Below are 15,448 nucleotides of genomic sequence, written 5' to 3' on the forward strand. Positions count from 1 at the left end.
CGCTCGGCCGTCGGTCAGCGCAGGACCTGCCAGGTGCCGTCCTTGACGATCACGTTCACCGTCCGGTTGTTGCCCTGGCGCTGAGTAGGCCCGTAGGTCTCCGGAAAGATGACGTCGGCGGCCCAGGGTCCGAAATCGGACGGCTTGGCTTCCTTCAGCGTCTCCATCTGGCGGATCAGGTTGGCCCAGGACAGGTCGTTGCCCGCCTTCTTCATCGCCAGCGCCAGCACATACATGTCGCCATAACCCATGACGTCGGTGTAGGCGGGGCGGCCTTCCGGCGGCGTGCCGAATCGCTTGATCCAGGCCGTTTCGAACTTGGCGTTGTCGGGCGCCTTCTCGCCATGGTAGTAAGGCAGCAGCCAGACCGAGCGCACGCCATCGGCGGCCGCGCCGGCGACGGTCGGGAAGGAGCGGGTCACCACGCCGGCGCCCACCCACCACGGTGCGGAGGCCGCGCCGCGCTCCTTGGCCTGCTTGACGGCCAGCGCGCCTTCCTGAACCTGACCGAAGAACACGACGAGGTCGGGCTTGGACCGCGCGATCGCGACGATCTGCGCAGTGTAGTCCTTGTCGCCCAGGTCGTAGGTCTGGACCGTGGTGAACTTCACACCCGCCTTTTCCAACGCCGGCTTGGTGGCGTTCCACTCGGCTTGCGGGAATGCGTAGGTGCCCACCAGCACGGCGATATTCTTTGCCGCCGGGTTGGCCGCCAGGATGCTCTTGACGTTGTGGTCGTTCAGCTGGTTGGCCGCCGGCGGCGCGCCGTTGAAGACGTTCTTCGTGAAGGGCTCGCGCATCTTCATCGTGATGCTCACCGGATTCATCACGGGCATGCCCATTTCGCGGAAGTAGTCCGCAGCCGCCTCAGCGCCGGTGCTGCCGGAGCCGGAGAACACGGCGTAGACCTTCTGCTGCTCATGCAGTTTCTTCACGGCCGCGAGACTCTCGGCAGGCGATGCCGCGGGCTGGTGGACGAAGCGCAGCTTCCTGCCGTTGATGCCGCCGTTCGCGTTGATCTCGTCGACGGCGAGTTGCGTTCCGTCGCGCGATCCCTGGCCGAGCCAGCTGAGCGGGCCGGTCAGCGGGCCGAAGCCGCCGATGAGGATCTCCGTCGGGGTGACACCCTGCTGCGCATGCGCGGCGGTGGACGCTAGGCCGAAAGCGCACGCCAGCGCGAGCGCCGTGCCGGCGGCTTTTGTCGTGAAACGGGCCAAAGTGCTTCTCATTGCTTTCTCCAGGAAGAGAGGGGGTTGGGAGGGGACCGGTGCGCAGGGAGCGGGAGCTCTAGCCCCAGGTCTTCGAAGCGATCGCCCACAGCCGCTCGGCTCGGCGCTGCGTTTCCTTCAGCGTGGCCTTGCGGTCTATGGTTGTCATCTCCCCGTTCTTGACCACCTGCACGCCGTCGACGAATACATCGGTGACGTCGCTGCCGTTAGCGTTGTAGACGAGGTTGGTGATCAGATTGGGCGTGTAGATCGGGTTGCACCAGGGCGTTTCCAGATCGACCAGCACGATATCGGCCTTCTTGCCGGCTTCCAGCGAGCCGATCTTGTCCGCCATGCCCACGGCACGCGCGCCACCCATGGTCGCCATCCGCAGCGCGTCGTAGCCATTGAGCATGCCGACGTCGCCGGTCTTCACGCGCGGGATCAGGATGCCAAAGCGCATGAACTTCCACAGGTCGTTGGAACACCAGTCGGAGCCGAACGACACATTCACCCCGGCCTCGTAGACCTTCTCCATCGGCGGGAAGTAGCCGCGCTTGGGCACGTGGAAGGAGGTGTGCGAGAGGTGCGCCTGAGAGGACGCGAAGATCTCGATGTCGGAGTCCGACAGGAACACGCAGTGGAAGCCGATCGTGTTCGGACCCATGATGCCGAGCTTCTGGCCCAGCTCGATCGGACGCATGCCGTACTGCTTCAGCACGAACTCGGTCTCGCCCGGCACTTCGGCGATGTGGATGTTGAGGCCGACGCCCTGCGAGGCGGCGAGGTCGCGGCACTGCTCGATCGCATCGGCGGAACAGTACCCCGGGCCCGCCGGCGAGATGCGGGTGGTGATGCGGCCGTCGGCCTTGCCGTGCCAGTTCTCGAACAGTTCGCGCGCGTTGTCCAGGCCCCGCGCCACCATCCCCGTGTCCCAGGGGCGATCCATGACCGTGGCGCCCAGCTTGGAGGTGTCGGTCCCCCAGATCATCTCGCTCAGGATGCCGCGCGCGCCCAGGTCGACCAGTGCCGGCGCGGTGTGCTTCTCGTCGTTCCAGGTATTGCTGATGGTCGTGGTGCCTGTCATCACCATCTCCATCCCGTGCGTGAGCGCGGCCCAGTAGAGGTCTTCGCCCTCGGCCCGTGAGGCCACAGGCAACGCCCGCTTGTAGAGGCCGGCAGAATTGGCCTTGCCGGGCACGTCTTCGGTCAGCCCCTTGATATACGCGCCCACCAGGTGCGTATGCGTGTTCACCATGCCGGGGATGACGGCTTTGCCGCTGGCATCGACCGTGCGCTCGGCGCGGAACTGGGCGCGGTCGAAATCGCTCCCGTCACCGACGTAGGTGATGGTCGAGCCGTCGAACGCGACGACACCCTTCTCGATGACACGGTTTGTGTCCACCGGGATGACGTAACCCCCTTCAATCAGTACTCGTGTCATTTACTTCTCCTTCACACGCTTGTTGAAACCGGACGATTGGGCATGGCGAACGGTGCCGCGCTCTCGAAAGCGCGCGCGACGCGCAGGACCAGGTCTTCTCGGTATTTCGCCGCGACGATCTGCATCCCCACGGGCAATCCGCTCTTCGTGAAGCCGCAGGGCACCGAGGCCGCCGGCTGCTGCGTCAGGTTGAACGGATAGGTGAATGGCGACCAAGCGATCCACGCCTGCTGCTCGTCGGCGTAGGGGGTCACCCGGTTCACCTCGAATGGCGGGATCGCGACCGTCGGGGTGAGCAGCACGTCGTACTTCTCGTGGAACAGCGCCATGTGCGTGCCCAGGCTGCCGCAGGCGTCGATGGCCGCCAGGTATTCCATGTGGTCGAACTTCTGGCCGAGGTCGGCGAAGCGCTGCAGGCCGGGGTCCAGTAGGGCCCACTTCTCGCGCGGGATCGAGCGGCGCAGGTTGGCGGCGCCGCTCCACCAGAGCGCCTCGAAGTGGCGGGTGGGGTCCTCGAAGCCGGGGTCTACCTGTTCGACGATGGCGCCCAGGGCCGCCAGCTTTTCCGCGCCGGCCACGACCGCCGCGCGCACCTCCGGGTCCACACTCGCGTAGCCGAGGGTGGGACTGAGCGCGACCCGCAGGCCCGTGATGCCGGCGTCGATGCCGACGCGGTAGTCGATGGGGCGATGCGGCAGGCTGTGCCAGTCCCGGACGTCGGGCTGCGCCATCACCGTCAGCATCGCGGCCGCGTCCGTGACGGACCGCGTCATCGGGCCGAGGTGGGCAACTCGGCCGAACGGGCTCAACGGATAGGCGGGCACCAGGCCGAACGTTGGCTTCAGCCCGAACACGCCGCTAAAAGAAGATGGGATGCGGATCGAGCCGCCGCCGTCGGTGCCAATGTGCAGGCAGCCCATGCCGAGTGCGGCGGCGACGCCCGCGCCGCCGCTGGAGCCACCCGGCGTCATCGCCAGGTTCCACGGGTTGCGCGTGACGCCGTGCTGTGGCGAATCGCAGACGCCCTTCCAGCCGAACTCGGGCGTCGTCGTCTTGCCGAGAAGGATGGCCCCGTTCTCGCGCAACCGCGCGACGGCCGGGGCGTCCTCGGCCCACGGCTGCTTCGCGTCGATCGTCTTGGAGCCGCGCAGTGTAGGCCAGCCCCGCGCGAGGAGCAGATCCTTGACGGTGGTGGGAATGCCGTCGACCAGCCCCGCCGGCTGGCCTTTCGCCCAGCGCGCTTCGGAAGCAACCGCGTCGGCTTGCGCCGATTCGAGGTCAAGGTGACTGAATGCATTGACGGCGCCTTCGCACTGCTCGATGCGTTCCTTGACCGCCGCCAGAACTTCCACCGGTGAAACCTCCTTCCGGCGGTACAGCGTCAAGAGCGTCTGGGCATCGGTATCGGCGAGGGAGGTTCGGCTGTTCACTAGTATTGCCTTTGAGGATCGACCACGTTCTGCAGGGTGCCGCGTTCCAGGTAAGCCTGCAGGTTGCGCAGGAAGTGCGGCGCCACGTCCTCCGGGATCAGGGGCCCCGAGAGGTGCGGAGTCATGGAAACCTTGGGGTGATCCCAGAACGGATGCTCCGGGGGCAGGGGTTCGGTGGCGAAGACGTCCATGGTGGCGTGGCCGACACGGCCGCTGTCTAGCGCTTCCAGCAGCGCGGGCTCGTCGACCAGATCGCCGCGGCCGACGTTCACCAGATGCACGCCGGGGCGCACCGCAGCGAGCGCTTCGCGCCCGATCAGGCGACGCGTCTCGTCCGTCTTGGGCAGCACGAGCACCACTGTGCTCGCGCTGGACAGGAAGTCGCGAAGGCCCTCAGGGCCGACGAAGAGCCGGTCGACTTCCGGCGAGGGCGTGTCCGAGCGGCGCCAGCCGACCACCTTCGCGCCCAGGGCGCGGAAGGCCTTCGCCACTTCGGAGCCGATCTCACCGAGGCCGGCGATCCCTATCGTTTCCTGCCGCACGGAACCGAGTTCGACGTAGCCCCACTCGCGCCTTCGCCGCAGCGAATCGGTGGCTTCGGTCTTGAGCGTCCGGCGCAGGACGGCCGCCAGCACGTACTCCACCATGCGCGGTGCGATCAGCCGCCCGTCGGTCCGTGTGAGGATGACGGAGTCCTTGAACGGCCATTTGACGCCGGAGACGTCTTCCACGCCCGCGCCCATCTTCTGGATCCACTTCAGGCGGGGCATGGACTTCGTCATCGCGAGCGGAAAGCCCCAGCCGTACAGGATTTCCGTCGTCGGCAGATGCGGCGCGGCCTCCTCCGGGGTGGTCGCGAACGCGAAGTCGGCTTGCGCTGCGTCGGGCGAAAGCATCTCGACGAAGCGGGGAAGGTCGGTCGAGTACTTCGTGTACACCAGCACGCGGGGCTTCATGAGTCAGCCCCCGCTTTCCGACGCTCAGACACGGCATCGGCGCCCGGCCCCGCCTCGTGGCTCTGCAGGTTGGCGACGAGCAGCTTGCCTTCCTCGAGGTTGTGGCGTTGCGCCTCGCGCTCCGCCGCGTCGGGGTCTCCAGAGATCAGCGCCTGCACGATAGGCTCGTGCTGTTTCAGGATCGCGGCGCAGTCCACCGTCAGCGCGTTGGAACAGGCGATGTAGCGCCGCGTCTGCTGCTCGATGATCGTGTACTGCTGCTGCAGCCGGCGATGGTCGGCCAGCTTCACGATCAGTGAATGCAGCTCGGCATCGCGCTTATCGACGGCGCCCCGGTCATCCCGCTCAGCCGCATCTTGGATGCGCTGCAGCGCGCCCGACAACTCCGCCGCCTTGGCGGGCGTCATCCGCTCGGTGACCAGGCGTGCCGCCAGGCCTTCCAGCGAACTGCGCAGCGTGTAGAGCTCCCAGGCGTCCTTCGCGGACAAGTTCGGCACGGCCCAGCGCGTATAGGCCACCTGCTCTACCAAGCCTTCGTGAACCAGTAGGCTCAGCGCCGCGCGCACCGTGCCGCGGCTCAACTGGAATTGATCGGCCAGCCAAGTTTCGACCAGCCGGTAACCCGGCGGGAATTCGCCTGACAACACCTTGGCCCGCAGCGCGGCGGCTGCCTGGCGCTCCAGGGGTGCTTTCTTGATTTGCTGTGCGAGTCCGGTTTTCATGTTTGATATGTTTCAGGCCCTATTTTTAGTCAACTTTTGCTGATTGTCAACAATCAATCATTGATAATCGACACCGGAACATACATACCAGGGACACGCCTTGAAAACCACCAATTTCCGGTACGTGAAAAATGCGGATGAGCTGTTGTCGCACGGCCATCCTGAGCTGAGGCTCGATGCCCTGCGCATCCTGGAGCGGGTGCTTGGCGAGGTGAATCCCTACGCCCGGTCGCTGGCCTTGTTGCGGCTCGAGGAAGATGCACTGGTCGTCGGCGGCCGGCGTCATGCCTTGGCGCCGCATCAGCGGGTGTGGTTCATCGGCGCCGGCAAGGCGTCATTCCCGATCGCCAGGGCGGTGGAAGACATACTCGGCGCGCGCCTGGCGGGCGGGCTCGTCGTCTGCAAGGGCGAACAGGAGCGCGGGCTGGAACGCATAGCGATGCTGCGCGCGGATCACCCGGTTCCTTCCGCGGCAAGCGTCGCCGGCGCGAAGCAGGCACTGGCGCTGTGCGCCGGCGTCGCGGCGGGCGACATCGTCATCAGCGGCATCACCGGCGGCAGCTCCGCGCTGTTGACGCTGCCGTGCGAGGGCCTTGAACTGGATGACGTCCAGGAACTCACCAAGCTGCTGCTGACCTGCGGCGCCAACATAGTCGAGATCAACGCGGTCCGCAAGCATGCGTCGCAGGTGGGCGGCGGCCGCCTGGCGATGGCGCTGGATCCGCAGGTGCGCATCATTAACATCACGGCTTCGGACGTGATCGGCGACGCGCTTGACTACGTGACCGACCCGACCGTGCCGGACACTTCCACCGTTGCCGACGCTCGCGCCACCTTGACGCGCTACGCGCTGTGGGACCGGGTTCCGGCCCGCGTCGCCAGCTTCTTCGGCGAAGGCGGACCGGTGCGGGAAACGCCGAAGCAGCTGCCGCACCCCATCCAGAACGAACTGCTGCTGTCCGCCTCCAGTGCCGCTGACGCCGCGCTGATGGCGGCGTCGCAGCTAGGCTACAGCACCCTGCTGCTGTCCTCTTGCTTCGAGGGCGAGAGCTCCAGCCTTGGGCACGTATTCGCTTCCATCGCGCGCGAGATCGTCTACCGCGAGGGGCCTGTCCGCCCCCCCTGCGCCGTCATTGGCGGAGGCGAGACGATCGTGACGATGGGCGGCTTCGGCGGCCGCGGCGGCCCCAACCAGGAATTCGCGCTCGCGGGCGCGATGCACCTGCCGGACGCGCAGGTGGTCCTGCTCGGCGCCGACACCGACGGCACGGACGGCCCGACCGATCTGGCCGGCGGCTTGTGCGACGCGCTGACCCGCCAGGACGCCGCTGCCCGCCACATCGACGTGGCGAAGGCGCTGCTGGAGCACCGGGCCAGCGACGCGCTGCAGGCGCTATCGGACGCAGTGGTCACGGGCGCCACAGGGTCTAACGTGAACGACCTCAAGCTGATGCTCATTCGCTAGCCGCGCCGCGTTCCTCTAAGCTGCACGGATCAAAGACCGCAATTTACCCTCCAAGGAGAAGTATGCGAAAACTGGAGACCAGTCACGATGCAGGGAGCACGGCGGTGCCGCTCATCGAAGAGACGATCGGGCGCCACTTCGAGGCAATGGCCCGTCGCTTCCCCGACCGCGATGCGCTGGTGTCGCGACACCAGCGCAGGCGCTTCACGTATCGCGAGCTCGACACGGCATCGAGCCAATTGGCCAGCGGCCTGATGCGCTGCGGCCTTGCGGCCGGCGCCCGCGTCGGCATCTGGGCGCACAACAGCTATGAGTGGCTGCTCATGCAACTCGCGACGGCCAAGGCCGGCCTCATCCTCGTCAACATCAATCCCGCCTACCGCGTCACCGAGCTCGAGTACGCGCTGAATAAGGTGGGCTGCAAGCTGCTGGTGACGATGACGGCGTTCAAGACCAGCGACTACCTCGCCATCGTGCGCGAGCTGGCGCCTGAGCTGGCGACGGCGACGCCCGGCAGGCTCCACTGCGCACGCGCGCCGCAACTGCAATGGGTTGTGCAACTTGGGGAACGGCCCGAGCCGGGCATGCTCAGCTTCGCGGAGCTCATGGCCAAGGGGGATGAGGCGGACCCGGCGGTGAAAAAGGTCGGTGCAGCCTTGAAAGCGACCGACCCGATCAACATCCAGTTCACGAGCGGCACCACGGGATTCCCGAAGGGCGCGACCCTCACGCACCGCAACATCCTGAACAATGGCTTTTTCATCGGCGAGGCCATGAAGCTGTCGGAACACGACCGGCTCTGCATCCCGGTTCCGCTCTACCACTGCTTCGGCATGGTGCTCGGCAATCTTGCCTGCCTCACCCACGGCGCCGCCATTGTCTATCCCAATGACGGGTTCGATCCGCTGGCCGTGCTGGAAACGGTGCAGGCCGAGCGGTGCACGGGCCTGCACGGCGTGCCGACCATGTTCATCGCCGAGCTCGCGCACCCGCGGTTCGACGAGTTCGACCTGTCTTCGCTCCGAACCGGCATCATGGCCGGCTCCCCTTGCCCGATCGAAGTGATGAAGCAGGTGGTCAGCCGCATGCGCATGAGCGAAGTCACCATCGCCTACGGCATGACGGAAACGAGCCCCGTCAGCTGCCAGAGCACGACCGATACGCCGTTGGAGACGCGCGTTTCTACGGTCGGCCGGGTGCACCCGCACCTGGAGATCAAGGTGGTCGATCCAGAAACCCGTGCGCTGCTGCCGGTGGGCGCCACCGGAGAGTTCTGCACCAAGGGGTATTCCGTCATGCATGGCTACTGGGGCGATTCAGAGAAAACGGCCGAAGCCATCGATGACGAGGGCTGGATGCACACCGGTGACCTGGCGACCATGGATGGACGCGGCTACGTGAACATCGTGGGCCGCATCAAGGATATGGTGATCCGCGGCGGCGAGAACGTGTACCCGCGCGAGATCGAGGAATTCCTGTACTGTCATCCCGCCGTGTCCGACGTGCAGGTCGTCGGCGTCCCCGATGCCAAATACGGCGAGGAGCTGTGCGCCTGGATCGTGCTCAAGCCTGGTCACCACGTGGAGGCAGAGGACATACGCGCTTTCTGCAAGGGGCAGATTGCGCACTACAAGGTGCCGCGATACGTGAGGTTCGTGGACCGTTTTCCCATGACGATCACCGGGAAGATTCAGAAATTCGTCATGCGGGACATCATGAAGGCGGAGCTCAACATCGCCGAGCAGCGGACCGCGTAGCGGCAAGCGTCAGGGACCGCCACCTCAGCGGTTACACCCCAGGCGCGACTTGCGCGGCAACAGCAGCACCGGTATCAGGAGCAGCAGCGCCAGCGCGAGCAGCGTGGCGAACCCCGGCATGTGGCCGAAGCCGCGCCCGTGCACGTACGCGCTGGCGATCCGGAAGATCTGGTAACCCGCAGACGCGATGCCCAGCCACCAGGCCCAGGCATGGCGCTGCCACAAGCCGAAGGTCACCAGCGCGGCGATCAGCAGCGCGATCCACAGGGTGGGTTGCGCCAGGCTGTGCCCCAGGGCGCGGAAGCTGCCGGTGCGCTGGAAGTGGTAGACGGTACCGCTCACGAGCAGCGCACCATAGGCGGCGCAAGACAGGGAGGCGAGGCGGATCTGGGTATGGGCGGACATGCGGGCAATATAGTGGAGGCGCAGAGGGAAGTGAACCCAGCGCGGCCATTCGCTCGCTTGTTGTTGGAGAAACTCGACACCTCAGCCCCGCGCGTTCTCGCGCAACGGCGCAATCACAAACCGGTACTTCACATCGCTTCACAGCATGCGTTCGTAAGCCTCGTTGATCTGAGCCATCGCGATCGGTTCGATGTCGGCCACGATGCCGTGCTCGGCGCAGAAGTCGAGCATCTGCTGCGTCTCGGGGATGCCGCCGATCAGCGAGCCGGCCAGGCGGCGGCGCTTCATGATCAGGCCGAACACCCCGGGCCAGGGATGGGGCGAGGACGGCGCGCCCACCAGGGTCATGGTACCGTCCAGCTTCAAGAGGGTCAGGAACGGATCGAGGTCGTGCGGGGCGGCCACGGTGTTCAGGATGAAGTCGAAGCTGTTGAGGTGGGCGTTCATCTCATCGCTGTTCTTCGAGACCACCACCTCCTTGGCGCCGAGCCGGAGCGCGTCGTCCTTCTTGCCGGGCGAGGTGGTGAACAGCACCAAACGTCGTCGGCGACAGCCGTGACCCGGCCGACGATCTCATGGCCGGGCACGCAGGGATAGTTGGCCTGTCCCCATTCGCTGCGCACGGTGTGCAGGTCGGAATGGCAGACGCCGCAATGCAAGATTTGGATGGCCACGTCGCGCGCCTGCGGCGCCCGGCGCTCAAAAGTGAAGGGGGCGAGCGGCGTGGTCGCCGACCGCGCGGCGTAGCCGTAGGCGATGCTCATGCAGGGACTCCTCGGGGAAGAGCCCAGTCTAGGCCGCGGGGCGATCATCGGGGGGCCTTGACCCTATCCGTTACACGATAATTCAGCCATGTCTTCCATCACCCTGCGCTTTCTCGCCGAACCCAGCACCGTCAACTTCGGCGGCAACGTGCATGGCGGCACCGTCATGAAATGGATCGACGAGGCCGGCTACGCCTGCGCCACCAGCTGGGCCAAGCGCTACTGCGTCACGGTGTTCGTCGGCGGCATCCGCTTCCATCACCCGGTTCGCATCGGCCACCTGGTGGAAGTGGAGGCCCGCCTGGCCTACACCGGCTCCACCAGCATGAACATTTCGGTAGAGGTGCGCAGCGGCGACATGAAGGCGGGCCAGCTGCAGACCACCACCGAGTGCCTGATCGTCTTCGTCTCGGTCGACGAGAAGGGCAAGCCGGTGCCGGTGGCGCCCTGGAAACCCGAGACGCCCGCCGATGTGGCGCTGGCGCAGCGGGCGCGCGCCCAGCTCGACGCGTCGCGCGCAGCGGGCAAGTGACCGCGCGCGGCGCTCAGAGCGGGCGCCGCCGGGCCCAGCGCACGACGGTCACGCCGGACTGGGCTTGCCGGATGGAGGGCATGACCAGCACGCAGTCGTCGTAGGGCGTGAGCACGGGCTCGCCGTCGTTCCAGCCGATCACGGTGCCGGCGCGCGCGATCACTTCGAGACCGCTGAAGGGCTCGGCGAATCGGAAATTCGCGCTGCGCGCGACCACCGCGCCGGTCACTTCCAGTGCCCACTGGCGCGGTGCATCGGGCTGTCGCCAGCCCGGCAGCAGACGCTCGCACTGCGCCGCCTCCAGAACGCCGGAGGCCTGCAGAAAGCGCACGCAGAGGTCTTGCGCCACGGTACGGCTTTCGAGATGGCCATGAAAACCGCATTCGATCAGAAGCGATCGGGTGCCGTTGTCGCTTCCGTCGGCGCACAGGTCACCGAAGCGGCCGTAGTCGCGCATGCGCACACCGTCCTTGTGGCCGGGGTCCACCACGATGTGCTCGGGGCTGCGCAGTGTGCGCGCCAGCGCCAGGTTGCGCGCTTGCATGCCCGTGAGCAAAAGCGGCGCGGCGGGTTCGTGCATGCTGTGCAGATCGAGCAGCCAGTCGGCTTCGGCGACGAAGGGACGCAGCGCGGCCGCGCGCCGACGCTCCTGCGTGCCCCCGGCCTGGATGCGCTCGGGCGACCACTGGCGGTTGAGGTCCTCGTCCACGAAGCGCGAAGCGTCATGATTGCCGGGATCGAAGCGGTCGAACGCGGCGAGGTTGCAGAAGGCCAGAGTCAGCCGCCCCTGATGCGGCCGTACCTGCGCTTCCAACAATCCCTTGAGCGCCCAGGCACCGCACAGCTCGTTGCCGTGGATCAACGCGGTGATCAGCACATGACGGCCCGGTCGGCCCGAGTCGAACTGCCAGACGCCCTCGACCCCGGTGTTGCCGGCGCGCCAGGCGGCGATATCGGGCTTGGGTAACTGAAATTCCAGGCTGGTCATTCCTTGATCTTCGCGAAATCCACAATGCGCTTGTACTTGGCGGTTTCCTGGTTCAGGAACTTCGTCATGTCCACGTTCGGAGACGAGACGGTGGAGCCCGAGTCCTCTAGTTTCTTGCGCAACTCGGGCGTTTTCAGTGACTCGTTCAAGGCCGTCTTGAGCTTGGCCACCACCGGCTCGGGCAGGCGCGCCGGCCCCATCAGGGCAAACCAGATGTTGATGTCCAGGTTCTTGAGCTTGGGGTGTTCGGCAAGGGCGGGGATGTCGGCCGTCAGCGGCGAGCGTTTCGCCTCGGTTGTGCCAAGTGCCACCACCTTGCCGCTGCGGATATGCGGCAGGCCGCTGGACAGCACGAACACGCCGAAATCGATGTTGTTGCCCAGCAGGTCGTTGGCGAGCGGCGCCACGCCGCGGTAGGGAATATGGGTCATGAACAGGCCACCCTGGTCCTTGGCCATCTCGCCGGCCAGGTGCAGGGCCGTGCCCACGCCCGAGCTGCCGTAGCTGTACTTGCCGGGGTTCTGTTTAACCAGGCTGATGAACTGGTCCACGGTCTTGACGCCGGATTTTTGCGAGGCCACCAGCACCATGGGCTGGGCCGCGATCAGGCCGATCGGGGTGAAGTCCTTGAGGTCGTACCGGACTGCGCTCGACACCAGGCGGTTGATCGCGATCTCGTTGCTCGCGCCGACCAGCAGGGTGTAGCCGTCGGGTGCGGCGTTGGCCACCTTCTGCGCGCCGATCGCTCCGCCGGCGCCGCCCACGTTGTCGATGATCACCGGCACGCCGAGCTTGCGCGACAGCTCGGCGCCCAGGGTGCGGCCATTGAGGTCGGTGCTGCCGCCAGGCGGGTAACCGACCACGATGGTGATGGGCTTGCTGGGATAGGCATCGGGTTGCGCCGCACATGGCAGCGCCGCCAGCATCGGCAGGGCGGAGAGGGCGAACAGGCGAGCGGCGCGGCGCGCGGGAAAACAGGCAGGCATTGCAGCTCCTGAAAGCGATGTGAATGACTGGATTATTCCTCTCGAATCCTGGCACCCTGTGCCATTTCGGCACACTTCAGGACTTTTCCGGCACGCGGCTCAGCGCTGCTCGAGTATCTGCCACAAGCGCTCGGCCGGTGGACTCAGGCGACGCTTGGCACGATAGGCGCGGACTTCAAAGCCGACCTCTACGTGCGCGTCGCCCAGCACGACGAGCCGGCCGGCCTTGCAGGCGCCCGACACCATGGACCAGGGCAGCCATGCCACGCCCAGACCCTTGAGTGCGTATTCGAAGACGGCATCCGCCGAATCGCACTCGATCACGCGCTTCAGGCGCGGCGCATGCGGATTGTTCGCCAGGTGATCCTCGACCAGCCTGCCGAGCGCGAGCGTGCCGCCATAAGCCAGGTAGGGCGCGGCGGTCCTGGCTCCAAAGCCGTGCTGGCCTCGCCCCTGGGCATTGGCCCGCGACACGGGCACCAGTTTGTCCTGCGCCAGCGTGAGGTGCGCGTACTGTTTGGCGCTGAGCCGCAGCGCCAGCAGGGGGTGGTGGTAGATGAGCATGAAGTCGGCTTCGCCACGTTCCAGCATCTGCACCGTATCGGTCAGCGAACGGGTCAGGATGCGCAACTCGCCCTGTGCCAGCACCGGCCTCAGGTGCAGCAGCAGATCGGCCAGCAGGGTGCGCGCCAGCGTGCGTCCGGTGGCCAGGGTGACGGTGCCCGCCTGGCGCCCCGCGGCATCGAGCAGCGCATTGCGCGCGTGGCCCAGGCTGCCCAACATCTGCTGCGCGTTGTCCAGCAGACTTGCGCCCGCTGCGGTCAGGGTGACGGGCAGGCTGCCGCGCTCGATCAGCGGCGTGCCGGCCCAGGCCTCCAGCGCTTTGATGCGTCGCCCGAATGCCGGGTGCGTGACGTGACGCAGTTCGGCTGCACGTCCGAAGCTGCGCATCTGCGCCAGGGCCATGAAGTCTTCCAGCCATTTGAGCTGCATGGCGCCAGGCCTACCTGGTTAGGGACGCGCGGCCTGCAACAGATCCCGTGTCCTGCGCGCCTCGCGCCGCGCCGCCTCGGCGAAACCTTCCCCATCCGAGGCATAAAGAATCGCCCGAGAAGAACTCACAACGATCGGCGCATCTGCACGCCAGCCCGCTTTCACGGTGGCAATCGCATCCCCGCCTTGCGCGCCAATGCCGGGAATCAAGAGGGGCACGCTCGGCGCGACTTTGCGCACACCTTCGATTTCGGCCGGATAAGTCGCTCCGACCACCAGCCCCAACTGCCCGTTCAGGTTCCAGGGCCCTTGCGCCAGCCGCGCCACATGCTCGTACAGCAGCGGCTCGCCTGGAATCGACGACAGCCGCTGGTTCTGCAGGTCATCGCCACCGGGATTGGAGGTGCGGCACAGCAGGAACGCGCCCTTGCCCTCGAATCTGAGATAAGGCTGCACCGAATCGAAGCCCATGAAGGGCGACAAGGTCACCGCGTCGGCGCCATAGCGCTCGAAAGCCTCCTTGGCGTATTGCTCCGCGGTGGAACCGATGTCGCCGCGCTTGGCGTCCAGGATCACCGGGACATGGGGCGCATTGCGGCGCATGTGTTCCATCAACTGCTCGAGCTGGCCTTCGGCGCGGTGCGCGGCGAAGTACGCGATCTGCGGCTTGAAGGCGATGGCCAGGTCGGCCGTGGCATCGACGATGCGGGCGCAGAAGTCGTAGATCTTGCTGGCATCGCCCTTGAGGTGCGCCGGAAAGCGGGCGGGCTCGGGGTCCAGGCCCACGCAGAGCATGGAACCATTGCGGCGCTGTGCGTCCTGCAGCATTTCGATGAAGGTCATGGGTGGATTGTAGTAAGCGGGCTTTTGCTTATCAGTCCACAATGCGCAGCCTATGCAACGGCTGACCCAACAACAACTCGTCACCCTCATCGTTCTCACCGTGGTCTGGGGCTTCAACTGGCCCGTGATGAAGCAGGGCGTCAGCGTCTTTCCCCCCTTGAGTTTTCGCGCGCTGTCGATCCTGCTGGGCATTCCCGTGCTGGGCTTGGCGCTGGTGTTGCTCAAGGTCCCATTCCGGGTGCCGCGGCGCCACTGGCCCGAGTTGGCCTTGCTCACCGTGAGCAACATGCTGATCTGGCATGTCTGCATCATCCTGGCCGTCAAAGCCCTGTCCAGCGGACGCGCTGCCATCCTGGGCTACACCATGCCGATCTTCTCGGCCCTCATCGGAGCCATGGTCTTCTCGGCCGTGATGTCCAAGCGCACCTGGCTGGGCGTGGCGGCTGCGGCGCTTGGCGTCAGTCTGCTGCTGTGGCACGAATTCACCGGCCTGGCCGGTCGCCCCGGTGCCGTGGCGCTGGCATTGTTCGCGGCCGCCGTCTGGGCGCTGGGCACGCAGCTGCTACGGCGCAGCAAGATCGGCTTGCCGACGCTCACGCTGTCGTTCTGGATGACCGTGGCCGCCGGCCTGGTGCTGAGCGTGCTGGCCGCGGTGTTCGAGCGCGACCAGTGGCAGGTGCCGAGCGCGCCGGCGGCCTGGTCCATCGGTTACAACGCCGTGCTGATCTTCGGCTATGCCCACGCCGCCTGGTTCTATCTGGCCCGCTCGCTGCCGCCGGTCGCATCCACGCTGAGCGTGATGTTCATCCCCGTGCTCGGCGTGTTCAGCGGCGCCCTGTGGCTGGGCGAAGTGCTGAACTGGCAGGACTGGGCCGCGGTGCTGCTGATGGTGATTGCCATCGCTTCCGTGCTGTGGCCGGCCAAGGAAACTGCCTAGCCCTTTGCCGGTCCAAGG

14 protein-coding genes and 1 pseudogene are annotated in these 15,448 nt (G+C 66.3%); 4 read left to right on the top strand and 11 right to left on the bottom strand.

Annotated elements, in window-relative coordinates; all coding sequences use genetic code 11:
* Positions 1-14: 14 nt before the first annotated feature.
* From HNE04_RS21730 to HNE04_RS21745, 5 genes are read right to left on the bottom strand one after another with little or no spacing between them, the layout of a single operon-like run.
* Positions 15-1,229: an ABC transporter substrate-binding protein gene (locus HNE04_RS21730; protein ID WP_172223944.1), complete on the bottom strand. Its 1,215-nt coding sequence runs from the start codon at positions 1,227-1,229 to the stop codon at positions 15-17.
* 58 nt (positions 1,230-1,287) lie between these two features.
* Positions 1,288-2,652, bottom strand: a complete 1,365-nt coding sequence (locus tag HNE04_RS21735) for an amidohydrolase family protein (RefSeq protein WP_172223947.1) — start codon at positions 2,650-2,652, stop codon at positions 1,288-1,290.
* An 11-nt stretch (positions 2,653-2,663) separates the two neighbouring features.
* Positions 2,664-4,082: an amidase gene (locus HNE04_RS21740; RefSeq protein ID WP_328700385.1), complete on the bottom strand. Its 1,419-nt coding sequence runs from the start codon at positions 4,080-4,082 to the stop codon at positions 2,664-2,666.
* Entirely contained in the window at positions 4,082-5,038 is a 957-nt protein-coding gene (locus HNE04_RS28180; protein ID WP_235965286.1) for a D-2-hydroxyacid dehydrogenase, read from the bottom strand. The genes HNE04_RS21740 and HNE04_RS28180 overlap by 1 nt, the downstream gene beginning before the upstream one ends.
* The gene (locus HNE04_RS21745) at positions 5,035-5,760 is read right to left on the bottom strand and encodes a GntR family transcriptional regulator (RefSeq protein ID WP_172223949.1); all 726 of its coding nucleotides are present in this window, start codon (positions 5,758-5,760) and stop codon (positions 5,035-5,037) included. The genes HNE04_RS28180 and HNE04_RS21745 overlap by 4 nt, the downstream gene beginning before the upstream one ends.
* Before the next feature lie 100 nt (positions 5,761-5,860).
* Here HNE04_RS21745 and HNE04_RS21750 point away from each other — a divergent pair, with 100 nt between their 5' ends.
* Positions 5,861-7,225: a glycerate kinase gene (locus tag HNE04_RS21750; RefSeq protein ID WP_172223951.1), complete on the top strand. Its 1,365-nt coding sequence runs from the start codon at positions 5,861-5,863 to the stop codon at positions 7,223-7,225.
* A 62-nt stretch (positions 7,226-7,287) separates the two neighbouring features.
* Positions 7,288-8,982: an AMP-binding protein gene (locus tag HNE04_RS21755; protein WP_172223953.1), complete on the top strand. Its 1,695-nt coding sequence runs from the start codon at positions 7,288-7,290 to the stop codon at positions 8,980-8,982.
* Positions 8,983-9,006: 24 nt separating this feature from the next.
* Here the strand turns inward: HNE04_RS21755 and HNE04_RS21760 are convergent, their stop codons facing one another.
* On the bottom strand, positions 9,007-9,387 hold the full coding sequence (locus HNE04_RS21760; RefSeq protein ID WP_172223956.1) for a hypothetical protein: 381 nt from the start codon (positions 9,385-9,387) through the stop codon (positions 9,007-9,009).
* 138 nt (positions 9,388-9,525) lie between these two features.
* A pseudogene (locus HNE04_RS21765) lies at positions 9,526-10,151 on the bottom strand (zinc-binding dehydrogenase).
* Positions 10,152-10,239: 88 nt separating this feature from the next.
* Between HNE04_RS21765 and HNE04_RS21770 the strand changes: the two are divergent.
* Positions 10,240-10,683: an acyl-CoA thioesterase gene (locus HNE04_RS21770; RefSeq protein ID WP_172223959.1), complete on the top strand. Its 444-nt coding sequence runs from the start codon at positions 10,240-10,242 to the stop codon at positions 10,681-10,683.
* A 13-nt stretch (positions 10,684-10,696) separates the two neighbouring features.
* Here the strand turns inward: HNE04_RS21770 and HNE04_RS21775 are convergent, their stop codons facing one another.
* From HNE04_RS21775 to pyrF, 4 genes are all read right to left on the bottom strand, one after another.
* A complete protein-coding gene (locus tag HNE04_RS21775) occupies positions 10,697-11,671 on the bottom strand; it encodes a M14 family metallopeptidase (RefSeq protein WP_172223962.1) in 975 nt (324 codons plus the stop codon).
* A complete protein-coding gene (locus HNE04_RS21780; protein WP_172223965.1) occupies positions 11,668-12,657 on the bottom strand; it encodes a Bug family tripartite tricarboxylate transporter substrate binding protein in 990 nt (329 codons plus the stop codon). Before HNE04_RS21780 ends, HNE04_RS21775 begins: the two co-directional genes overlap by 4 nt.
* A 99-nt stretch (positions 12,658-12,756) precedes the next feature.
* Positions 12,757-13,650, bottom strand: coding sequence for a LysR family transcriptional regulator (locus tag HNE04_RS21785; protein WP_172223968.1), 894 nt, complete (start codon positions 13,648-13,650; stop codon positions 12,757-12,759).
* Positions 13,651-13,668: 18 nt separating this feature from the next.
* Positions 13,669-14,493, bottom strand: coding sequence for an orotidine-5'-phosphate decarboxylase (gene pyrF, locus HNE04_RS21790; protein WP_172223971.1), 825 nt, complete (start codon positions 14,491-14,493; stop codon positions 13,669-13,671).
* Between the two features lie 52 nt (positions 14,494-14,545).
* Between pyrF and HNE04_RS21795 the strand changes: the two genes are divergently transcribed.
* Positions 14,546-15,430: a DMT family transporter gene (locus HNE04_RS21795; RefSeq protein WP_172223974.1), complete on the top strand. Its 885-nt coding sequence runs from the start codon at positions 14,546-14,548 to the stop codon at positions 15,428-15,430.
* Positions 15,431-15,448 lie beyond the last annotated feature (18 nt).

Source organism: Caenimonas soli, assembly GCF_013155545.1.
GTDB classification, from domain to species: Bacteria; Pseudomonadota; Gammaproteobacteria; order Burkholderiales; family Burkholderiaceae_C; genus Ramlibacter; species Ramlibacter soli.